The 14,533-nt window shown below is 67.0% G+C and carries 16 protein-coding genes; 7 read left to right on the top strand and 9 right to left on the bottom strand.

Going from position 1 to position 14,533, the window contains the following annotated elements; all coding sequences use genetic code 11:
• Window position 1: 1 nt before the first annotated feature.
• Window positions 2-1,297 carry a hypothetical protein gene (locus ACSFA0_RS01010; RefSeq protein WP_435448373.1) on the bottom strand — a complete coding sequence of 432 codons (1,296 nt, stop codon included), beginning with the start codon at window positions 1,295-1,297 and terminating at the stop codon, window positions 2-4.
• Window positions 1,298-1,396: 99 nt separating this feature from the next.
• On the opposite strand from ACSFA0_RS01010, the gene ACSFA0_RS01015 reads away from it, so the two are divergent.
• Window positions 1,397-1,822, top strand: coding sequence for a hotdog fold thioesterase (locus ACSFA0_RS01015; RefSeq protein ID WP_435448374.1), 426 nt, complete (start codon window positions 1,397-1,399; stop codon window positions 1,820-1,822).
• Window positions 1,823-1,860: 38 nt separating this feature from the next.
• Window positions 1,861-3,147 (top strand): solute carrier family 23 protein, encoded by a 1,287-nt coding sequence (locus ACSFA0_RS01020; protein ID WP_435448375.1) that lies wholly within the window; start codon window positions 1,861-1,863, stop codon window positions 3,145-3,147.
• A 1-nt stretch (window position 3,148) separates the two neighbouring features.
• Here ACSFA0_RS01020 and ACSFA0_RS01025 read toward each other — a convergent pair whose 3' ends face one another.
• Window positions 3,149-4,222, bottom strand: coding sequence for an acyltransferase family protein (locus tag ACSFA0_RS01025; protein ID WP_435448376.1), 1,074 nt, complete (start codon window positions 4,220-4,222; stop codon window positions 3,149-3,151).
• 185 nt (window positions 4,223-4,407) lie between these two features.
• Between ACSFA0_RS01025 and minC the strand changes: the two genes are divergently transcribed.
• From minC to ACSFA0_RS01045, 4 genes are all read left to right on the top strand, one after another.
• Complete coding sequence (gene minC / locus ACSFA0_RS01030) at window positions 4,408-5,160, top strand: septum site-determining protein MinC (RefSeq protein ID WP_435448377.1); 753 nt, start codon at window positions 4,408-4,410, stop codon at window positions 5,158-5,160.
• Between the two features lie 47 nt (window positions 5,161-5,207).
• Entirely contained in the window at window positions 5,208-6,023 is an 816-nt protein-coding gene (gene minD / locus ACSFA0_RS01035; protein WP_435448378.1) for a septum site-determining protein MinD, read from the top strand.
• Between the two features lie 3 nt (window positions 6,024-6,026).
• Window positions 6,027-6,305: a cell division topological specificity factor MinE gene (gene minE, locus ACSFA0_RS01040; protein ID WP_435448379.1), complete on the top strand. Its 279-nt coding sequence runs from the start codon at window positions 6,027-6,029 to the stop codon at window positions 6,303-6,305.
• A 749-nt stretch (window positions 6,306-7,054) separates the two neighbouring features.
• Complete coding sequence (locus ACSFA0_RS01045; RefSeq protein WP_435450873.1) at window positions 7,055-8,944, top strand: GspE/PulE family protein; 1,890 nt, start codon at window positions 7,055-7,057, stop codon at window positions 8,942-8,944.
• A 162-nt stretch (window positions 8,945-9,106) separates the two neighbouring features.
• Here ACSFA0_RS01045 and ACSFA0_RS01050 read toward each other — a convergent pair whose 3' ends face one another.
• The 5 genes from ACSFA0_RS01050 to ACSFA0_RS01070 all read right to left on the bottom strand — a co-directional run bounded on the left by ACSFA0_RS01050 (window position 9,107) and on the right by ACSFA0_RS01070 (window position 12,465).
• Window positions 9,107-9,472, bottom strand: coding sequence for a S1C family serine protease (locus tag ACSFA0_RS01050; protein ID WP_435448380.1), 366 nt, complete (start codon window positions 9,470-9,472; stop codon window positions 9,107-9,109).
• Between the two features lie 346 nt (window positions 9,473-9,818).
• Window positions 9,819-10,346, bottom strand: a complete 528-nt coding sequence (locus tag ACSFA0_RS01055) for a flavodoxin family protein (RefSeq protein ID WP_435448381.1) — start codon at window positions 10,344-10,346, stop codon at window positions 9,819-9,821.
• Window positions 10,347-10,573: 227 nt separating this feature from the next.
• Window positions 10,574-11,227, bottom strand: a complete 654-nt coding sequence (locus tag ACSFA0_RS01060) for a BON domain-containing protein (RefSeq protein WP_435448382.1) — start codon at window positions 11,225-11,227, stop codon at window positions 10,574-10,576.
• A 59-nt stretch (window positions 11,228-11,286) separates the two neighbouring features.
• On the bottom strand, window positions 11,287-11,919 hold the full coding sequence (locus ACSFA0_RS01065) for a hypothetical protein (RefSeq protein WP_435448383.1): 633 nt from the start codon (window positions 11,917-11,919) through the stop codon (window positions 11,287-11,289).
• A 120-nt stretch (window positions 11,920-12,039) separates the two neighbouring features.
• The gene (locus tag ACSFA0_RS01070) at window positions 12,040-12,465 is read right to left on the bottom strand and encodes an Hsp20/alpha crystallin family protein (protein WP_435448384.1); all 426 of its coding nucleotides are present in this window, start codon (window positions 12,463-12,465) and stop codon (window positions 12,040-12,042) included.
• A 210-nt stretch (window positions 12,466-12,675) separates the two neighbouring features.
• On the opposite strand from ACSFA0_RS01070, the gene ACSFA0_RS01075 reads away from it, so the two are divergent.
• The gene (locus tag ACSFA0_RS01075; RefSeq protein ID WP_435448385.1) at window positions 12,676-12,819 is read left to right on the top strand and encodes a hypothetical protein; all 144 of its coding nucleotides are present in this window, start codon (window positions 12,676-12,678) and stop codon (window positions 12,817-12,819) included.
• Window positions 12,820-12,848: 29 nt separating this feature from the next.
• Here the strand turns inward: ACSFA0_RS01075 and ACSFA0_RS01080 are convergent, their stop codons facing one another.
• Both ACSFA0_RS01080 and ACSFA0_RS01085 read right to left on the bottom strand, forming a co-directional pair.
• Window positions 12,849-14,129, bottom strand: a complete 1,281-nt coding sequence (locus ACSFA0_RS01080; RefSeq protein ID WP_435448386.1) for an MgtC/SapB family protein — start codon at window positions 14,127-14,129, stop codon at window positions 12,849-12,851.
• On the bottom strand, window positions 14,126-14,395 hold the full coding sequence (locus tag ACSFA0_RS01085; RefSeq protein ID WP_435448387.1) for a hypothetical protein: 270 nt from the start codon (window positions 14,393-14,395) through the stop codon (window positions 14,126-14,128). The genes ACSFA0_RS01080 and ACSFA0_RS01085 overlap by 4 nt, the downstream gene beginning before the upstream one ends.
• Between the last annotated feature and the right edge of the window lie 138 nt (window positions 14,396-14,533).

Here is a 14,533-nt window from a genome sequence, read left to right on the forward strand (position 1 = left end):
TTCAAGGCGCGCGCGGGCCCTTGGGCAGCGGCTTCTTGTCGTCGCCACCGAAGAGGCGCTCGACCTGCTGCCCGATGCGCGCGCCGATGGCGGTGCCCACGCCGGGCAGTACCGCTGTGCCGATGGCCGCGCCGGTGAGCGCAGCGCCGGTGAGCGACAGCGTCGGGTCGTCGAGCGTGCCGCCGACCTTGAGCGGCACACCGACCACGCCGTCGACCAGGTCGACCGCCACCTCGCCGTCGATCGCGCGGTGGTAGATGCGCGCGCTGCCGCTGGCGGTGAGCAGGCCCGAGCGCGCCTTCAGGCCGGTGTAGCTGAAGCGCATGCCGTCGTCGGTGTTCTGTGTGTCGAGGGTGCCGGTGAGTTCGTCCAGGGGGGTGCGGCCACCCCGGCTGGTGCCGGCCGTCTGGATGGCCTTGGCCAAATCGAAACGGGTGAGCGTGGCCGGCTGCACCGAGAAGCGCGTGCGCGTCGTCGCCTGGCGCCAGAGTTCGCCGAGGCTGTCGCCAGCGGCGCGCACCTCGGTCTGACCGCTGGCCTTGCCGGCCACGGGCGTGCGCCGGTCGAAGGTCTGCATCAGCAGCTCGATGTCGACGTTGCGGGGCGCCAGCTGGGCCGTCAGCAGCAGCGAGCCGTCCTTCTGCGTGGCGAGTTCGCTGACGCCGTTCCACGTGCCGCCGCCGATGTCGATCAGCGTGTTCCACCGGTCGGCATCGCCTTCGCGCTCGAGGCGCAGTCGCGCCGGCGGCGTCACGCCGTGGCGGCTGGCCTCGGCGGTGCGCGGGCGCCATTGCGGGTCGAAGTCGATGCGGCCGTCGTAGGCCAGTGCGATGTCGCTGCGGTCGACCCAGGTGAGTTCCGTGAAGCGGACCTGGTCGACCGGTATGGGCGCCAGCGTCCAGTTGCCGCCTGCGGGTGTGGACGCCACCGCTTTGCCGCGAAAGGCACGCACCGATTCGCGCGGCAGCGCGACGCCGTCGACCGAGACGCTGTCGATCTGCACTTCGCGCGAGAGCAGGGGCCGCAGCCGCGGGTTCACTTCCAGCCGGCGGACGCGGATGGGTTCTTGCTGCGCGGTCGCGACGTCTTCCAGCACCAGGCGGGCCACGGGGAACACGGTCCAGTGCAGACGGCCGACCGTCAGGCCGATGCCGGTGCGCTGCTCGAACTCGGCACTCACGCGGGCGGCGAGCTCGGCGTCGCTCGGCACCCACCACGCGACCAGCGCCGCGCCGGCGACGCCCAGGGCAACCAGCCCTGCGGCGCCCCGTACCAGCCATCGACCTGTGCGTGTCATGCTGGGAGCTTAGCCGCGGGGCCGCTCCGGCGTTGTCGGCGGTCGGCCCGAGTTGGGCGCTCGCTATAGTTTTGACCCTTTCTTCCCCCCGGAGTTTTCATGGCCATCTGGCAAAAACCGATCTCGCTCGAATTGCTCGCCGCCTCGAACGAGAAAACCGCCATCGGTCGACTCGGCATCGAGTTCACAGAGATCGGCGACGACTTCCTGCGCGGCCGCGTGCCGGTGGACGAGCGCACGGTGCAGCCCTTCGGCCTGCTGCACGGCGGCGTGTCGGTGGTGCTGGCCGAGACGCTGGGCTCCAGCGGTGCCTACTATTCGTCGCCCGAAGGCCATGGCGCCGTCGGGCTGGACATCAATGCCAACCACCTGCGTTCGGCGCGCAGCGGCTGGGTGACCGGCACCGCGCGACCGGTGCACCGCGGCCGGACCATCCAGGTCTGGCAGATCGACATGGTCAACGACGCCGGCGACCTGACCTGCGTGTCGCGCCTCACGCTGTCGATGCTGCTGCCACGCGGCTGAGCGCCGCGTCACCCCTCTTTCAACAACGAGACATTCCGATGAGCAACCTCTTCCAATGGCGCGAGGTGCAGGCCACCGACGGCGCCGTCGTCGCGCCCGACGAGCGCCTGCCCTGGCCGCAGACCGCGGCGATGGGCGTGCAGCACGTGATCGCCATGTTCGGCGCCACGGTGCTGGCGCCCATCCTGATGGGCTTCAACCCTAACATCGCCATTCTCATGAGCGGCGTGGGCACCCTGCTCTTCTTCTTCATCACCGGCGGGCGGGTGCCGAGCTACCTGGGATCGAGCTTCGCGTTCATCGGGGTGGTGATCGCGGCCAGCGGCTATTCGGGCTCGGGCCCGAACGCCAACCTGGCGGTGGCGCTGGGCGGCATCGTCGCCTGCGGCGTGCTCTACATCGCGATCGGCGCGCTGGTGCAGGCCATCGGCACCGGGTGGATCGAACGCTTCATGCCGCCGGTGGTGACCGGCGCGGTGGTGGCGGTCATCGGGTTGAACCTGGCGAATGTGCCGATCAAGAACATGCAGGCCGGCAACTTCGACGCGTGGATGCAGGCGGTGACCTTTCTGTGCGTCGGCCTGGTGGCGGTGTTCGCGCGCGGCATGGCGCAACGGCTGCTGATCCTGCTCGGGCTGATCCTCGCGACCGTCGTCTATGCACTGCTCACCAACGGTCTGGGCCTGGGCAAGCCGGTGGACCTGAGCGGCATCGCCAACGCGGCCTGGTTCGGCCTGCCGGCCTTCACGGCACCGGTGTTCACCGGCAGCGCGATGCTGCTGATCGCGCCGGTGGCGATCATCCTGGTGGCCGAGAACCTGGGCCACCTCAAGGCCGTGACCGCCATGACCGGCCGCAACCTCGACCCGCTGATCGGCCGTGCCTTCATCGCCGACGGCGTGGCAACCGTGGTGAGCGGCGCCGCCGGCGGCACGGGCGTGACGACCTACGCTGAGAACATCGGCGTGATGGCGGCCACGCGCATCTATTCGACGGCGGTGTTCGTGGTGGCCGCGGTCATCGCACTGGTGCTGGGCTTCTCGCCCAAGTTCGGCGCGCTGATCCAGGCGATCCCGCTGCCGGTGATGGGCGGCGTGAGCATTGTGGTGTTCGGGCTGATCGCGGTGGCCGGCGCGAAGATCTGGGTCGACAACAAGGTCGACTTCTCGCAGAACCGCAACCTGATCGTCGCGGCCATCACGCTGATCATCGGCACCGGCGACTTCACGCTGAAGTTCGGCCAGTTCGCGCTCGGCGGCATCGGCACCGCGACCTTCGGCGCGATCCTGCTGTGGGCGCTGCTGGGGCGGGCGCGCAACGCCTGACTCAGGCGTTGCGCGACGGGGTGCGGCGGGTTGCGGTGAGGCGCGTGAGCCAGCGCCGCAACGGCTGATCGAAGCGCCGATCGAGCACCCAGGCCAGCATGACCAGCGCGGCAGCGAACACCACGCCCGCCAACGGCGCATAGGGCGCCAGCGGCGCGGCCATGGTCCCCTGGAGCCATTCCCCCAGGGGGACATGCAGCACGTAGATCGGGTAGCTCAACAGGCCGAGCATCGAGAACAGTTTGGCCGACGACGCTTCCACGGACGCTTGCGCGCCGAGGTACACGCAGACGGGGAACACGACGAAGACGGCGAAGAGATCCACGGCGCTGCCCAGCCTGGCGAGGTTCGGCAGCAGCAGGAAGGCCACGACCACGGCGCACAACAGCCACGGGCCGGGCGTGCGTCCGCTCTGGACCAGATGCCGGCGTGCCAGGTAGAGCCGGTGCAGCCCGATGCCCAGGAAGATGCCGAACACGGCGCGCAACGCGCCACCGGCCAGCGAGCGCCCGCTCCAGGTGTAGCCGAGGTCGAGGCTGCCGTGGTACAGCGCGATCGCCGCCAGACCGGCACCGCTCGTCAGCAGCACCGCGACCAACACCCGGTGGGTGATCCAGCGATGCGTCAGCGCATACAACAGGTTGACCGCCATCTCGTAGAACAGCGACCAGCCCGGCGGGTTGATCTCGAACAGGCCGTGGCCGGCCTCGGGCATGCGCGACGGCAGGAACAGCATCATCAGCATCAACGAAGGCACCCACACCCCGGGTGACAGCGCGTCCTTCTCGATCAGCATCACGACCCCGAGTGCGGCACCCAACGCATGCAGCGGCCACAGGCGAATCCAGCGGATCAGCATGAAGCGGCCGGCCGACAACCGCCCGTCGCCGAGTGGCTGGGCGTAGGCGTGGCTGATCACAAAGCCGCTCAACACGAAAAAGAGGTCGACCGCGAGGTAGCTGTGATTGTGGGAGAGCGAAGGCGCGCCCCAGTAGGCCTCGGTGTGACGTGTGAGGACCAACAGCGCGGCGAGGCCGCGCAGGCCGTCGAGTACGGTGAACTTTTTGGAAACCATCCCTGAACCTGATTGTCCGGCGCGAGGATGCGCCGCTTGTCTGCGTTTTGCCGCGAGCATAACGTGCCAAAGAGTTGAAACGCGATGCAAGAATCTGTTGCAGAACGCGCCCGTACGCCGCCCGAAGGGCCATGCAGGCCAGGCCCAGCCGTTAGACTTCAACGCTTTTCGGACGACCTTTTCCCATGGCCGATGCTTCCGCCGCGCGCAACAAGGCGGTATTCGAATTCAAGAGCGCCACGCTGCCGCTGGTGGCGGTGATCCTCAAGACGGGGAAGCTGGACGTTCTGGCCGACGCGCTGGACGCGCAGCTGGCCGACTCGCCCGACTTCTTCGAACAGGAGCCGGTGGTGATCGACCTGTCGCAGCTGCAGGACGACGGCGACAGCGACGGCATCGACTTCACGGCCCTGCGTGCCCTGCTGGCGCGCCACCAGACGCAGCCGATCGCGGTGCGTGGCGGCAGCGACGCGCAGCACGCGGCCGCGCGGGCCGCCGGCCTGTCGGTTGCCGAGATGCCGGTTGCCCCGACGCCCACGCCGCGCGCAGCGCCCGCACCGGCCCCGGAAGCGCCGCAGATCGTGCGCGAGGTGCACGTGCCCGCGACCGGCACACTTGTCATCGACAAGCCACTGCGCTCGGGCCAGCAGGTGTATGCCCGCGGCGGCGACGTGATCGTGATGGCGGTCGTGAGCTTCGGCGCCGAGGTGATCGCCGACGGCAACATCCATGTGTATGCGCCGTTGCGCGGCAAGGCGATCGCCGGCGCGCGCGGCAACACCGAAGCCCGCATCTTCACCACCTGCATGGAAGCGCAGCTGGTGGCGATCGCCGGCATCTACCGCACCTCCGAGGTCGCGCTGCCGGCCGACATCGCGGGCAAGGCGGTCCAGATCCATCTGGACGACAAGAAGCTTCTGATGGAGCCGATCCTCTGATCGCCGCTCCGCACCCTGAACAACCGAATAACGAAGAAGGAACGGCAATGGCCAAAATTGTGGTGGTGACCTCGGGCAAGGGCGGCGTCGGCAAGACGACCACGAGCGCCAGCTTCGCGACGGGCCTGGCGCTCGCCGGCAAGAAGACGGCGGTGATCGACTTCGACGTGGGCCTGCGCAACCTCGACCTGATCATGGGCTGCGAACGCCGCGTGGTGTACGACCTGATCAACGTGATCCAGGGCGAGGCCAACCTGAGCCAGGCGCTCATCAAGGACAAGCAGTGCGACAACCTGTTCGTGCTGGCCGCCTCGCAGACGCGCGACAAGGAAGCGCTGACGCAGGAAGGCGTCGAGAAGATCCTCAAGGACCTCGCCGCGATGGACTTCGACTACATCGTCTGCGACTCGCCCGCGGGCATCGAGACCGGCGCGATGATGGCGATGTACTTCGCCGACGAGGCGCTGATCGTGACCAACCCGGAAGTCTCTTCGGTGCGCGACTCCGACCGCATCCTGGGCATGCTCAGCAGCAAGACGAAGCGCGCCAAGGACGGCGGTGATCCGATCAAGGAGCACCTGCTCATCACGCGCTACAACCCGCACCGCGTGGCCGGCGGCCAGATGCTGTCGCTGGAAGACATCCAGGACATCCTGCGCATCAAGCTGATCGGCGTGATCCCGGAATCGGAGACGGTGCTCAACGCGTCCAACCAGGGCGTGCCGGCCATCCATGACAAGGGCACCGACGTGTCCGAGGCGTACAGCGACGTGGTCGCGCGTTTCCTGGGCGAAGAGCGTCCGATGCGTTTCATCGAAGCGGAAAAGCCGGGCTTCTTCAAGCGCATCTTCGGGGGGAAGTAAGCCATGTCCTTCCTCTCCTTCCTGCTCGGCGAAAAGAAGAAGACGGCCAGCGTCGCCAAGGAGCGGCTGCAGATCATCCTCGCCCACGAGCGCTCGAGCCTCAGCGGCAAGAAGCGCCCCGACTACCTGCCCGACCTCCAGCGCGAACTGGTGGCGGTCATCTCGAAGTACGTGTCCATCAACCCGGAGGACATCAAGGTCCACCTGGAACGGCAGGACGACCTCGAGGTGCTCGACATCAAGATCGAACTGCCCGACGCGACGCCCACCCCGGCGCGCTGAGGCGCACGAACGCGAACTTTCGGCTTCGACATCGCGCGAAGCGAGGGGTTTTCCCGGCCTATATCGACACTTCGCCGCCGACCTCGCGGCGGTAGAGTGATGTCGAGAATGGGAGAAGTGCCCGCAACAAGCCGACCCGGAGCGGCAGCGGGCCGATGAACGGGCCAGGACCCTGGAGTTCGCGAATGACAGTCACCTTGAAGCCGATCGACTGGGACCCCCCCAAAGAGATCTCCGGAAGCCGCGCGAGCAAGCGCGAAGGCTTCCTCTGGCCCCACCCGCCCCAGGGCGGTTACCCGGCGGCCAAGCCGCAGACCGAGCCGCTGCCCTGCGAGATCCACAGCCTGAACGACCAGCGCGTGGCCGGGCGCATGACCTTCTTCGTGCCGGAAGAACGGGTGCTGCATGTGCAGCTGCCGCGCGCCCGCACCACCCTGGCGCTGCGCTTCGACCAGATCCGCGCGATCACGCTCACCACGCCGATCGCCCCGCTGAACCCTCCCGTGCTCGACCCGCAATCGGGTGCGCTGCGCCAGCCAGGCCAGAGCCGCTTCAAGCTGCGCTTCACCAGCGGCAGCCAGCTCGCGGGCGAGACGGTCGGCCATGTCGAGAACGGCATTGGCCTCTTCCTCTTCCCGCCGGCGAGCGACGACGGCAGCGTGCAGCGCCTGTTCATCCCGCGCAGCGCGTACGTGAAGTTCGAGCTGGACAACAGCGTCGCCGCGCCGCCGAGCGCCGCCGGCGAGCTGATGCTGTCGCGCGTGGTGACCACGCACGAGCAGCTGCTCGAAGCGATCGAACAGCAGACCCGCATGCCGATGGTGCGCATCGGCGAGGCGCTGATCTCGCTGGGGATGATCAACGCCGAGCAACTGCAGGAAGCGCTGGGGGTGCAGCAGAGCGAACGCCGCGTGCCGCTCGGCGAGTTGCTGGTGCGGCAGAACGCCGTGTCGCGCGCCGACCTGCAGGTCGCGCTGGCCCGCAAGATGGGCTATCCGCTGGTCGACCTCGACACCTTTCCGGCGGAGCCCGAAGCCCTGCGCAAGATCAGCTACAGCGCCGCCCAGCGCCTGCAGGTGATGCCGCTGCTGGTGCGCGACGGCCGCCTGATCGTCGCGCTGGACGACCCGGCCAACCGGCGCAGTGCGGTCGACGAGATCGAGTTCATCGCCCAGATGAAGGCCGTGCCGGTGCTGGCCCAGTGCCGCGACATGGAGCGCATGATGTTCGCCGCCTACGACAAGATCGGCGCGGCGTCGGCCGACGCCCGGCCGGGCAGCGTGGCGATGGCACCCATCGAGTTCGAGCCGGACAACACCAACGAGCTGCTCGAGACCCTGGAGAAGGAAGGCAAGCAGGAACGCGGCGACGACGACACGCCGATCGAGCAGTCGGACAACTCGCTGGTGCGCATGATCAACCGGATGATCCTGGAAGCCCATGGCGCCGGCGTCTCCGACATCCACATCGAGAGCTACCCCGGCCGCGAGAAGATCCGTGTGCGCTTCCGCAAGGACGGGCAACTGCGCACCTACCTCGAGCTGCCGGCCAACTACCGCAACGCGATGATCGCGCGCATCAAGATCATGTGCGACCTCGACATCAGCGAGCGCCGCAAGCCACAGGACGGCAAGATCAACTTCGCCAAGTTCTCGCCGCAGCACCGCATCGAGCTGCGCGTGGCCACCATCCCGACCAACAACGGCCTGGAAGACGTGGTGATGCGGATCCTGGCCTCGGCCAAGCCGATCGCGCTCGACCGGCTCGGCCTGTCGGAGCCGAACCTGGAGCGCCTGCGCGACGCCATCGAGCGGCCCTACGGCATGGTGCTGTGCGTGGGCCCGACCGGCTCGGGCAAGACCACCACGCTGCACTCGGCACTCAGCCACATCAACGTGCCGGAACGCAAGATCTGGACGGCCGAGGACCCGATCGAGATCACCCAGCCCGGCCTGCGCCAGGTGCAGGTGAACCCGCGCATCGACTGGACCTTCGCGAAGGCGCTGCGCGCCTTCCTGCGGGCCGACCCGGACGTGATCATGGTCGGCGAAATCCGCGACGAGGAAACCGCCAAGACCGCGGTCGAGGCGTCGCTCACGGGCCACCTGGTGCTGTCCACGCTGCACACCAACAGCGCCCCCGAGACCGTGACCCGCCTGCTCGACATGGGCATGGACCCCTTCAACTTCGCCGACTCGCTGCTCGGTGTGCTGGCCCAGCGCCTGGTGCGCCGGCTCTGCACGCAGTGCCGTACCAGCCGCGACGCCGAACCGGTCGAGGTCGAGGAGCTGCTGGGCGACTACCTGCACGCCTTCGGCGAGTCCGACCTGCCCGAGTCGCGCGATGATGTGCTGGCGCGCTGGGCATCGCAGCACGGCAAGGACGGCCGGCTGCAGATGCACACCAGCCCCGGCTGCGCCGCCTGCGACCAGACCGGCTTCAAGGGCCGCGCCGGTCTGCACGAGCTGATGATGATCTCGCGCGAGCTGCGCCACCTGATCCAGACCGGCGCACGCGCAGAGGCGCTGCAGGCCACTGCGCTGCGCGAGGGCATGCGCACGCTGCGGCAGGACGGCATCGAGAAGGTGCTGGCGGGCACGACGACCATCGACGAAGTGCGGGCGACCAGCAACGTTTGAGCCGAACGGCCACCGCAACGGATGTAGGGCTGCGCCATATGCGCAGTTTGGGTCACACGGGCGATAGGTGGTGAGCCGTCTCCGCTATGGCGCCTTTTGGGGGAGCTCCGGGCGGCTGCTTTCAGTCAATCCCGGAAGTTCGTCACGACCCTCCAGTTTTCATCATCGGCTACCGGTGTAGATCATCAAATTGATGGCGACATCCGTCTGGGTGAAGGGGATGTCGCCCGCGCCGGCCATGATGCGTCCGACCGCACCGACGACACCAGCCGTAACGCTGCCCTGAAAGCCGAACGGCGAACTGATCGCCGCGACCCAGTCGCCGGGGCTGAGCGCGGCGGCGTCGCCGATCACAGCCTCCAACAAAGCCCTGGCATCGATCTTCAGAAGACCGAAGTCGGTGCGCCTGTCGAGGCCGACCACCGTTGCCGCGAACCGGCGTCCATCGTCCAACCGGACCTGGGCCTCGTCGATGGCGGCCACCACGTGCGCGATCGTGAGAATCAAACCGTTGCTGTCGATGATCACGCCGGAAGCGAGGTCGCGGATGTGGCTGATCCGTGCGCTCGCGGCGAGGGGTCACGCGAGGCGGTCTGCAAATTCGGGATCGGGAGTGATCTCCCGTTCGATGATCTTTGGCCTCTATCGCGCCCGACACGAAGCGTGCTGATATCGACCACCGATCGGCTAAGGCTGGAGACCAGGGACGAGAACACAGGCGTGGACGCCACGGGGGGCCCAGGCGCGGCACTGGCGCCTGCGGCGCCGAATGACGCGGCGCCGATGACGGCACTGCAGATAACCTGGCCGAGATGGGCCGCGAGATGGCGCGCACCTCGATCGATCAGGAGAGCGGCCACGGGTTGAACGCCGCTCAAGTCGAATGCGGCGACAGGGTGACGGGACGCACCACGATATGCGAGTGGGCCTCGCCGCCGATGGCCGTGCCAAACGCCTGCAACTGCGCCGCATAGCTGCCCTCGTCGACTTCGCGCATGGTGACGGCCGCGCTCAGCATCGGCTCACGCCCGAGGAGCGCGCCGACCTCTACCACCGCGTTCGAGGCGCCTCGGCTTCCCATGACCGAGAGGACGGCGACGTTTGGGAGCCGGCTGCCGTGAAGCGCGAGAAAGCTGCGCATGGGGCCGGCCAGACGCAGCATCCAAATCGGCGAAACGAGCACTACGGCATCGAATTGGCCGGGCGGCGGGCCGTCGTAGCGAATCGCGGGGCGCCGTCGAAGAAGCGCGTCCAGGATGCAGCGCAGGCTGCCGAATGCGCCGCGGCGCGCGTGCGTCTCGCGGATCTCGGCGACGGGCCAGCCCTGCTGGCCGCCCAACAGGTCCGCGACCCGACGGGACGTTCCGGTGTAGGAATAGACGACCACCAAGACCTTGTTCATAGTGCGCTCCGCTGTTTGTTGCATCGATGTTCGCAACGACAGGCGCCGCGGCCCGGCGCCGCCACGTTCCAGGGGAAGGTCGGGTTGCCGTTCGCGCGATGAGGGCCTGGGTCACCCCTCAGTGGCTCGCGAAGTTCACCGCGACGCGCTAGCCTCTGGCGAGCGGGGTCTCGCTGTGGCTACAGCGATGCCGGTGCTGCCGCCCGTGGCGAGCGCGACCCGCATGCTTAGGCGTCCACCCGCAGGTCGTTGACCACCACCGAGACACCCGGCGAAGCCCACGCGGCGCCCTGCACGGCATCGCGTTCGGCCCAGGAGTGCACCGTGCCGCGCAGCGTGACCTGCGAGCCATCGACCGCGATCGAGACGTGCTTGGCTTCGCGAGCAGCCTGCCGAGAGAGCGCATCCTGAATGTTCTTCTCGATGTTGGTTGGGCTGACTTTCGGCGTGACCTTCACCATGTTCGACACGCCAGTCACGCCCACCAGGTCTCGCACGGCCCGCTCTGCGGCGCTGCGCTGGTACTCCCATTCGACATCACCCGTGAGCGTGAGCCAGCCCTTCTCGACCATGGGACGGATCTTGTCGTGAGGCACCAACGCGTTCCATTCGAGCGCGCGCTCGGCCGCCATGGCGATGTCGGCATCGGTGCGCTGATTGTCGAACGGCAGCTTCACCGTCAGCTCGATGGCCACCGCCTTGACGCCATGCACGCGCTGCACGGCCCGCTCGATGGCGTACTTCTCGGCATGGCTAGCAAGGTGGCCGGTCAGGGTCACCACGCCGTCCCTGGCAGTCACGCCTACGTCGGAGGTCTTGACTTCGGGGGTCCAATTCAGTTCGGCCTGGACATCGTCGCGCAATTGGATATCGGACTTCATGACAGCTTCCTCGGTGGTTGAATCAAAAGAGGGGCGAGCCCCCCAACCATGGCAGTGGGTTATGGCGCTCGGGGAGGGGTGTCTTGCGTTGGAGCATCTCCGGGGCGCGCCGCGCGCTTCACGGCCTCGATCGTGCGTGCCGACGCGTCCGCGACGGCCTTCGCCGCCGAGCGCATGGCGTTGTCCGCCTTGTTGAGCGCGTCGCGGGTGGCCTGTACCGCTTTCTCCGCATCCTCCTTGCTGGCCTCCGCGGCGCGGCTGACCGCTTCCTCGGACTTGGCAAGCGCCTCCATGGAGGCCTGCGCGGCCTTCTTCGTCTCTTCGTGTGCAGTTTTGGCGGCATCTTTGCTCTCATCGAGCGCCTTGCCCGCCGACGCAGCAGCCTTCTCCTCCAGTCGTCTCGCAGCTTGCGCGGCCTTCCTCGCCGCCAGACGAACACCTTCAGCCAGCGCCCTCGACACCTTGCCGGTGGACTCCTCTCCTTTTTCCGCGGCAGCCCGGGCGGCATCAGTTGCCTTGTGCGCGGCCCTTTCTGTATCCTGAGCTGCCCGTGCAGCAGCGTCCCGTGCTCGCTGCACAGAGCTTTCTGACGGGCTCTGTTGCGCGGGTGGCGACTGATCGGCGGCGAAGGCGAAAGAACTGACGACGAGGGCCGTCAACGCCGCCGTCGTACGGATCGAATGGGCATTCATGGCGTTCCTGCTGGTTGAAGCGAGCACATTGCCGATGAATTCGAGGTGATCTGCATCGGCGTTTCCGCAGAACCTTTCAGGCGACAGGCACCGTGGTTGGCAGGGCCTGTCGCGCGGTGCTCACTGGATCTTCAACAGCTTGTGGGCGATACCTTCCCGCTTGGGTAGCGTGAGGCGCAGAACGCCGTTCTCAAGCTTTGCGACCGCGTTCTTGTCGTCGACTTCGTTGGCCAGCGAGAAGCCGCGCGACACGCTGCCACAGTAGGTCTCGCGAACGATGGAGCGGCCGTGCTTCTTCTCTTCGTCCTTCTTGATCTCGGCGGCAATCGAGACGTAGCTGCCGTCGATCGATACGCGTATATCCTCCTTCTTGGCGCCGGGGATCTCGGCGGTCACGAGATATTCCTTCTCGTTCTCCGTGACGTCGACGCGGATATCGGCTGGCAGATCGGGCTCATCAATCAATTGCATCGGCCGTGCCCAGCGGCGAAGCATTTCCGGAAACAGGCTCTCGATGCGGTCCAGGCGGGACAGTGCGGTGTTCATGCAAGGCGCTCCGTGTATGAGTTGAGGAGCCTTCAATTTAGAGCGATGCTCCGGTGGCCATGTTGCGCACGATCAAGTGAAATGATCTATTTGAGGCCGCGGCGGAAGACCAGAGTGGCTCATCCGTACAGAAATAGCTGAAGCGCTCTGCGCCAGCTGTGTTGATCCGACGCAACTTCTCCGACCACCCGCCGCAGGACCACCTCTCTCATGAAGATCGCATCGCCTGCGCTTTTGAGCGGTGCCTCCGCATCGCCGCCCGCTTGGTTCTCGGAGTTTGAATCCTCGCGGCGACCGCTGCGCCGGCGCTTGACGTGCGTCAACGGTTGGGACGCGCGCCTGCGCGGCTTTTGACAAACATGGACTTGCCTAAAATTTTACTTTCAGAGCGCATCGCGCCATGTCGCGACGGTCATGGCACAGGCGAAGCTCGCCAGCAGCGCGGCTGCCACGCGAAGCGCATAGGTGTGGCCACCGGTGGCCCACGCCACCGCACAACGCGACAGCGAGTTGGCGCCGATTGCCACGAGTGCGCCGCGGACAAATTGCTCGTCGGACAGCGTGCGCGCGGCATGCAGTGACGCCAGCGATACCACGGGCGCATGGGCATCAACCAGCGCCGCCACGGCGATACCAACCTGCAGACCCGCATTGCCGAAGTGCCGCTGTACAGCCCCCACCCCGACGGCCACGACGGCCAGCGCCAAAGCCACAGCGAGCGCCTCCCGAGGTCGCAGCGCGCTTCGCTCGAGTGAAGGCGGCGCAAAAGCAATGGCTGGCTGACGAGAGAGCAGCGGCAGCAGGCCCACAGCAGTAGCCCCTAGCATTCCCGCCAATGCAATGGGCAAAAGTGTGGCAGCGGCCGTCGGCGATAGTGCGGCGCTGAGGGTCAAAGCCAGCACCCAGGTCGCAACCGCCGACAGGCCCGCGGCACTTGCCATCAAGCGGGCATGCAGTGGCTGCAGACGGGCCTGGCGTCCGAACGCCGCCACCGTTGCCGTACTAGATACAAGTCCAGAGACCAGGCCAGCACCAAGAAGACCGGCTCGAACGCCGAGCCAACGCATCGCCGCCTGCCCCGCTGCCTGCGTGGCCATGATGAGCAAGACCATGGCCGCTAGCGGCCGAGGCGAGATGCCGCCCAGCATCTCAATAGAGCCCGATGGGATCAGGGGCAGCGCGATCAGCGCGAGCGCTGCGAGCACAACGCCGTCATTCAGCTCCTGCTCGCTCAGCAGTTCCGTTGCAAACCGGTGAAGCCGGTGGCGTGCTGCCAGCAGGAGCGCCAACGCGGTTCCGCAGGCAGCGCCCAGAGAAGGATTGACTACGCACAGCACTCCGGACAGGTAGGTGGAGAACAGTGCGAGCTCTGTGGTTATGCCCGGGTCGAGGGACCGACTCTTCCAATGAGACAAGGCTGCCAGCGTTGCGGTAAGCACCGCCCCGATGGGAACAAGGCCTGAGCCAGGCAGTAGCTGCGCCATGGCGCCCGCCAGCGAGGCGATGGCAAAGGTCCTCAGGCCGGCGGCTGCACGGCGATCACCATCGCCCTTGCGGCGCTCCCGCTCAATGCCGACGATGAGCCCGACACCAAGCGCCACAGCGAGCCCGACGACCGCTGGTGTCGACGCCGGACGGATGCCGTCGGCGTCAAGGGTGCTCATCCGTCCAACGGCACGCCGCCCCCGAACCTGCACGTCCAACGGTCCCACGCATCTTGTTGCGCCAGCGAAGCGGTGTTCTGCCAGTCCATCCATTGTTTCAATACGTCGCCTTGTGTCTGCAACACCAACGACCAGAAAGCGCATTGCCAGTCCAACACGGCCGGAAGACCGCCGTAGATCTGCGCACGGTCCGATGCCTGATGGGATGCCTCGCTTTTAAATGAATTGAGATTCGAGTGCCCTGCGTCACTGCGGTCTTCGTTCATGAGAATGCTCCTGATCGATTGTGGACATGGCGTAAGGACACACGACCCAGCTCACAGGCGTCAATGAAGGATCATTGGTCGCGCCAGTCGTGCCGCGCAGACGGGGCGACACTCCGAGGTGCATAGCTCTCCGCAGCG

The organism is Variovorax restrictus (assembly GCF_051216715.1).
Classification (GTDB): Bacteria; Pseudomonadota; Gammaproteobacteria; order Burkholderiales; family Burkholderiaceae_C; genus Variovorax.

Excerpts from the sequence above, each read along its gene's own strand:
- ACSFA0_RS01010 (WP_435448373.1), bottom strand. The coding sequence starts at position 1,297 with ATGACACGCACAGGTCGATGGCTGGTACGGGGCGCCGCAGGGCTGGTT.
- ACSFA0_RS01015 (WP_435448374.1), top strand. The coding sequence starts at position 1,397 with ATGGCCATCTGGCAAAAACCGATCTCGCTCGAATTGCTCGCCGCCTCG.
- ACSFA0_RS01020 (WP_435448375.1), top strand. The coding sequence starts at position 1,861 with ATGAGCAACCTCTTCCAATGGCGCGAGGTGCAGGCCACCGACGGCGCC.
- ACSFA0_RS01025 (WP_435448376.1), bottom strand. The coding sequence starts at position 4,222 with ATGGTTTCCAAAAAGTTCACCGTACTCGACGGCCTGCGCGGCCTCGCC.
- minC (WP_435448377.1), top strand. The coding sequence starts at position 4,408 with ATGGCCGATGCTTCCGCCGCGCGCAACAAGGCGGTATTCGAATTCAAG.
- minD (WP_435448378.1), top strand. The coding sequence starts at position 5,208 with ATGGCCAAAATTGTGGTGGTGACCTCGGGCAAGGGCGGCGTCGGCAAG.
- minE (WP_435448379.1), top strand. The coding sequence starts at position 6,027 with ATGTCCTTCCTCTCCTTCCTGCTCGGCGAAAAGAAGAAGACGGCCAGC.
- ACSFA0_RS01045 (WP_435450873.1), top strand. The coding sequence starts at position 7,055 with ATGCTGTCGCGCGTGGTGACCACGCACGAGCAGCTGCTCGAAGCGATC.
- ACSFA0_RS01055 (WP_435448381.1), bottom strand. The coding sequence starts at position 10,346 with ATGAACAAGGTCTTGGTGGTCGTCTATTCCTACACCGGAACGTCCCGT.
- ACSFA0_RS01060 (WP_435448382.1), bottom strand. The coding sequence starts at position 11,227 with ATGAAGTCCGATATCCAATTGCGCGACGATGTCCAGGCCGAACTGAAT.
- ACSFA0_RS01065 (WP_435448383.1), bottom strand. The coding sequence starts at position 11,919 with ATGAATGCCCATTCGATCCGTACGACGGCGGCGTTGACGGCCCTCGTC.
- ACSFA0_RS01070 (WP_435448384.1), bottom strand. The coding sequence starts at position 12,465 with ATGAACACCGCACTGTCCCGCCTGGACCGCATCGAGAGCCTGTTTCCG.
- ACSFA0_RS01075 (WP_435448385.1), top strand. The coding sequence starts at position 12,676 with ATGAAGATCGCATCGCCTGCGCTTTTGAGCGGTGCCTCCGCATCGCCG.
- ACSFA0_RS01080 (WP_435448386.1), bottom strand. The coding sequence starts at position 14,129 with ATGAGCACCCTTGACGCCGACGGCATCCGTCCGGCGTCGACACCAGCG.
- ACSFA0_RS01085 (WP_435448387.1), bottom strand. The coding sequence starts at position 14,395 with ATGAACGAAGACCGCAGTGACGCAGGGCACTCGAATCTCAATTCATTT.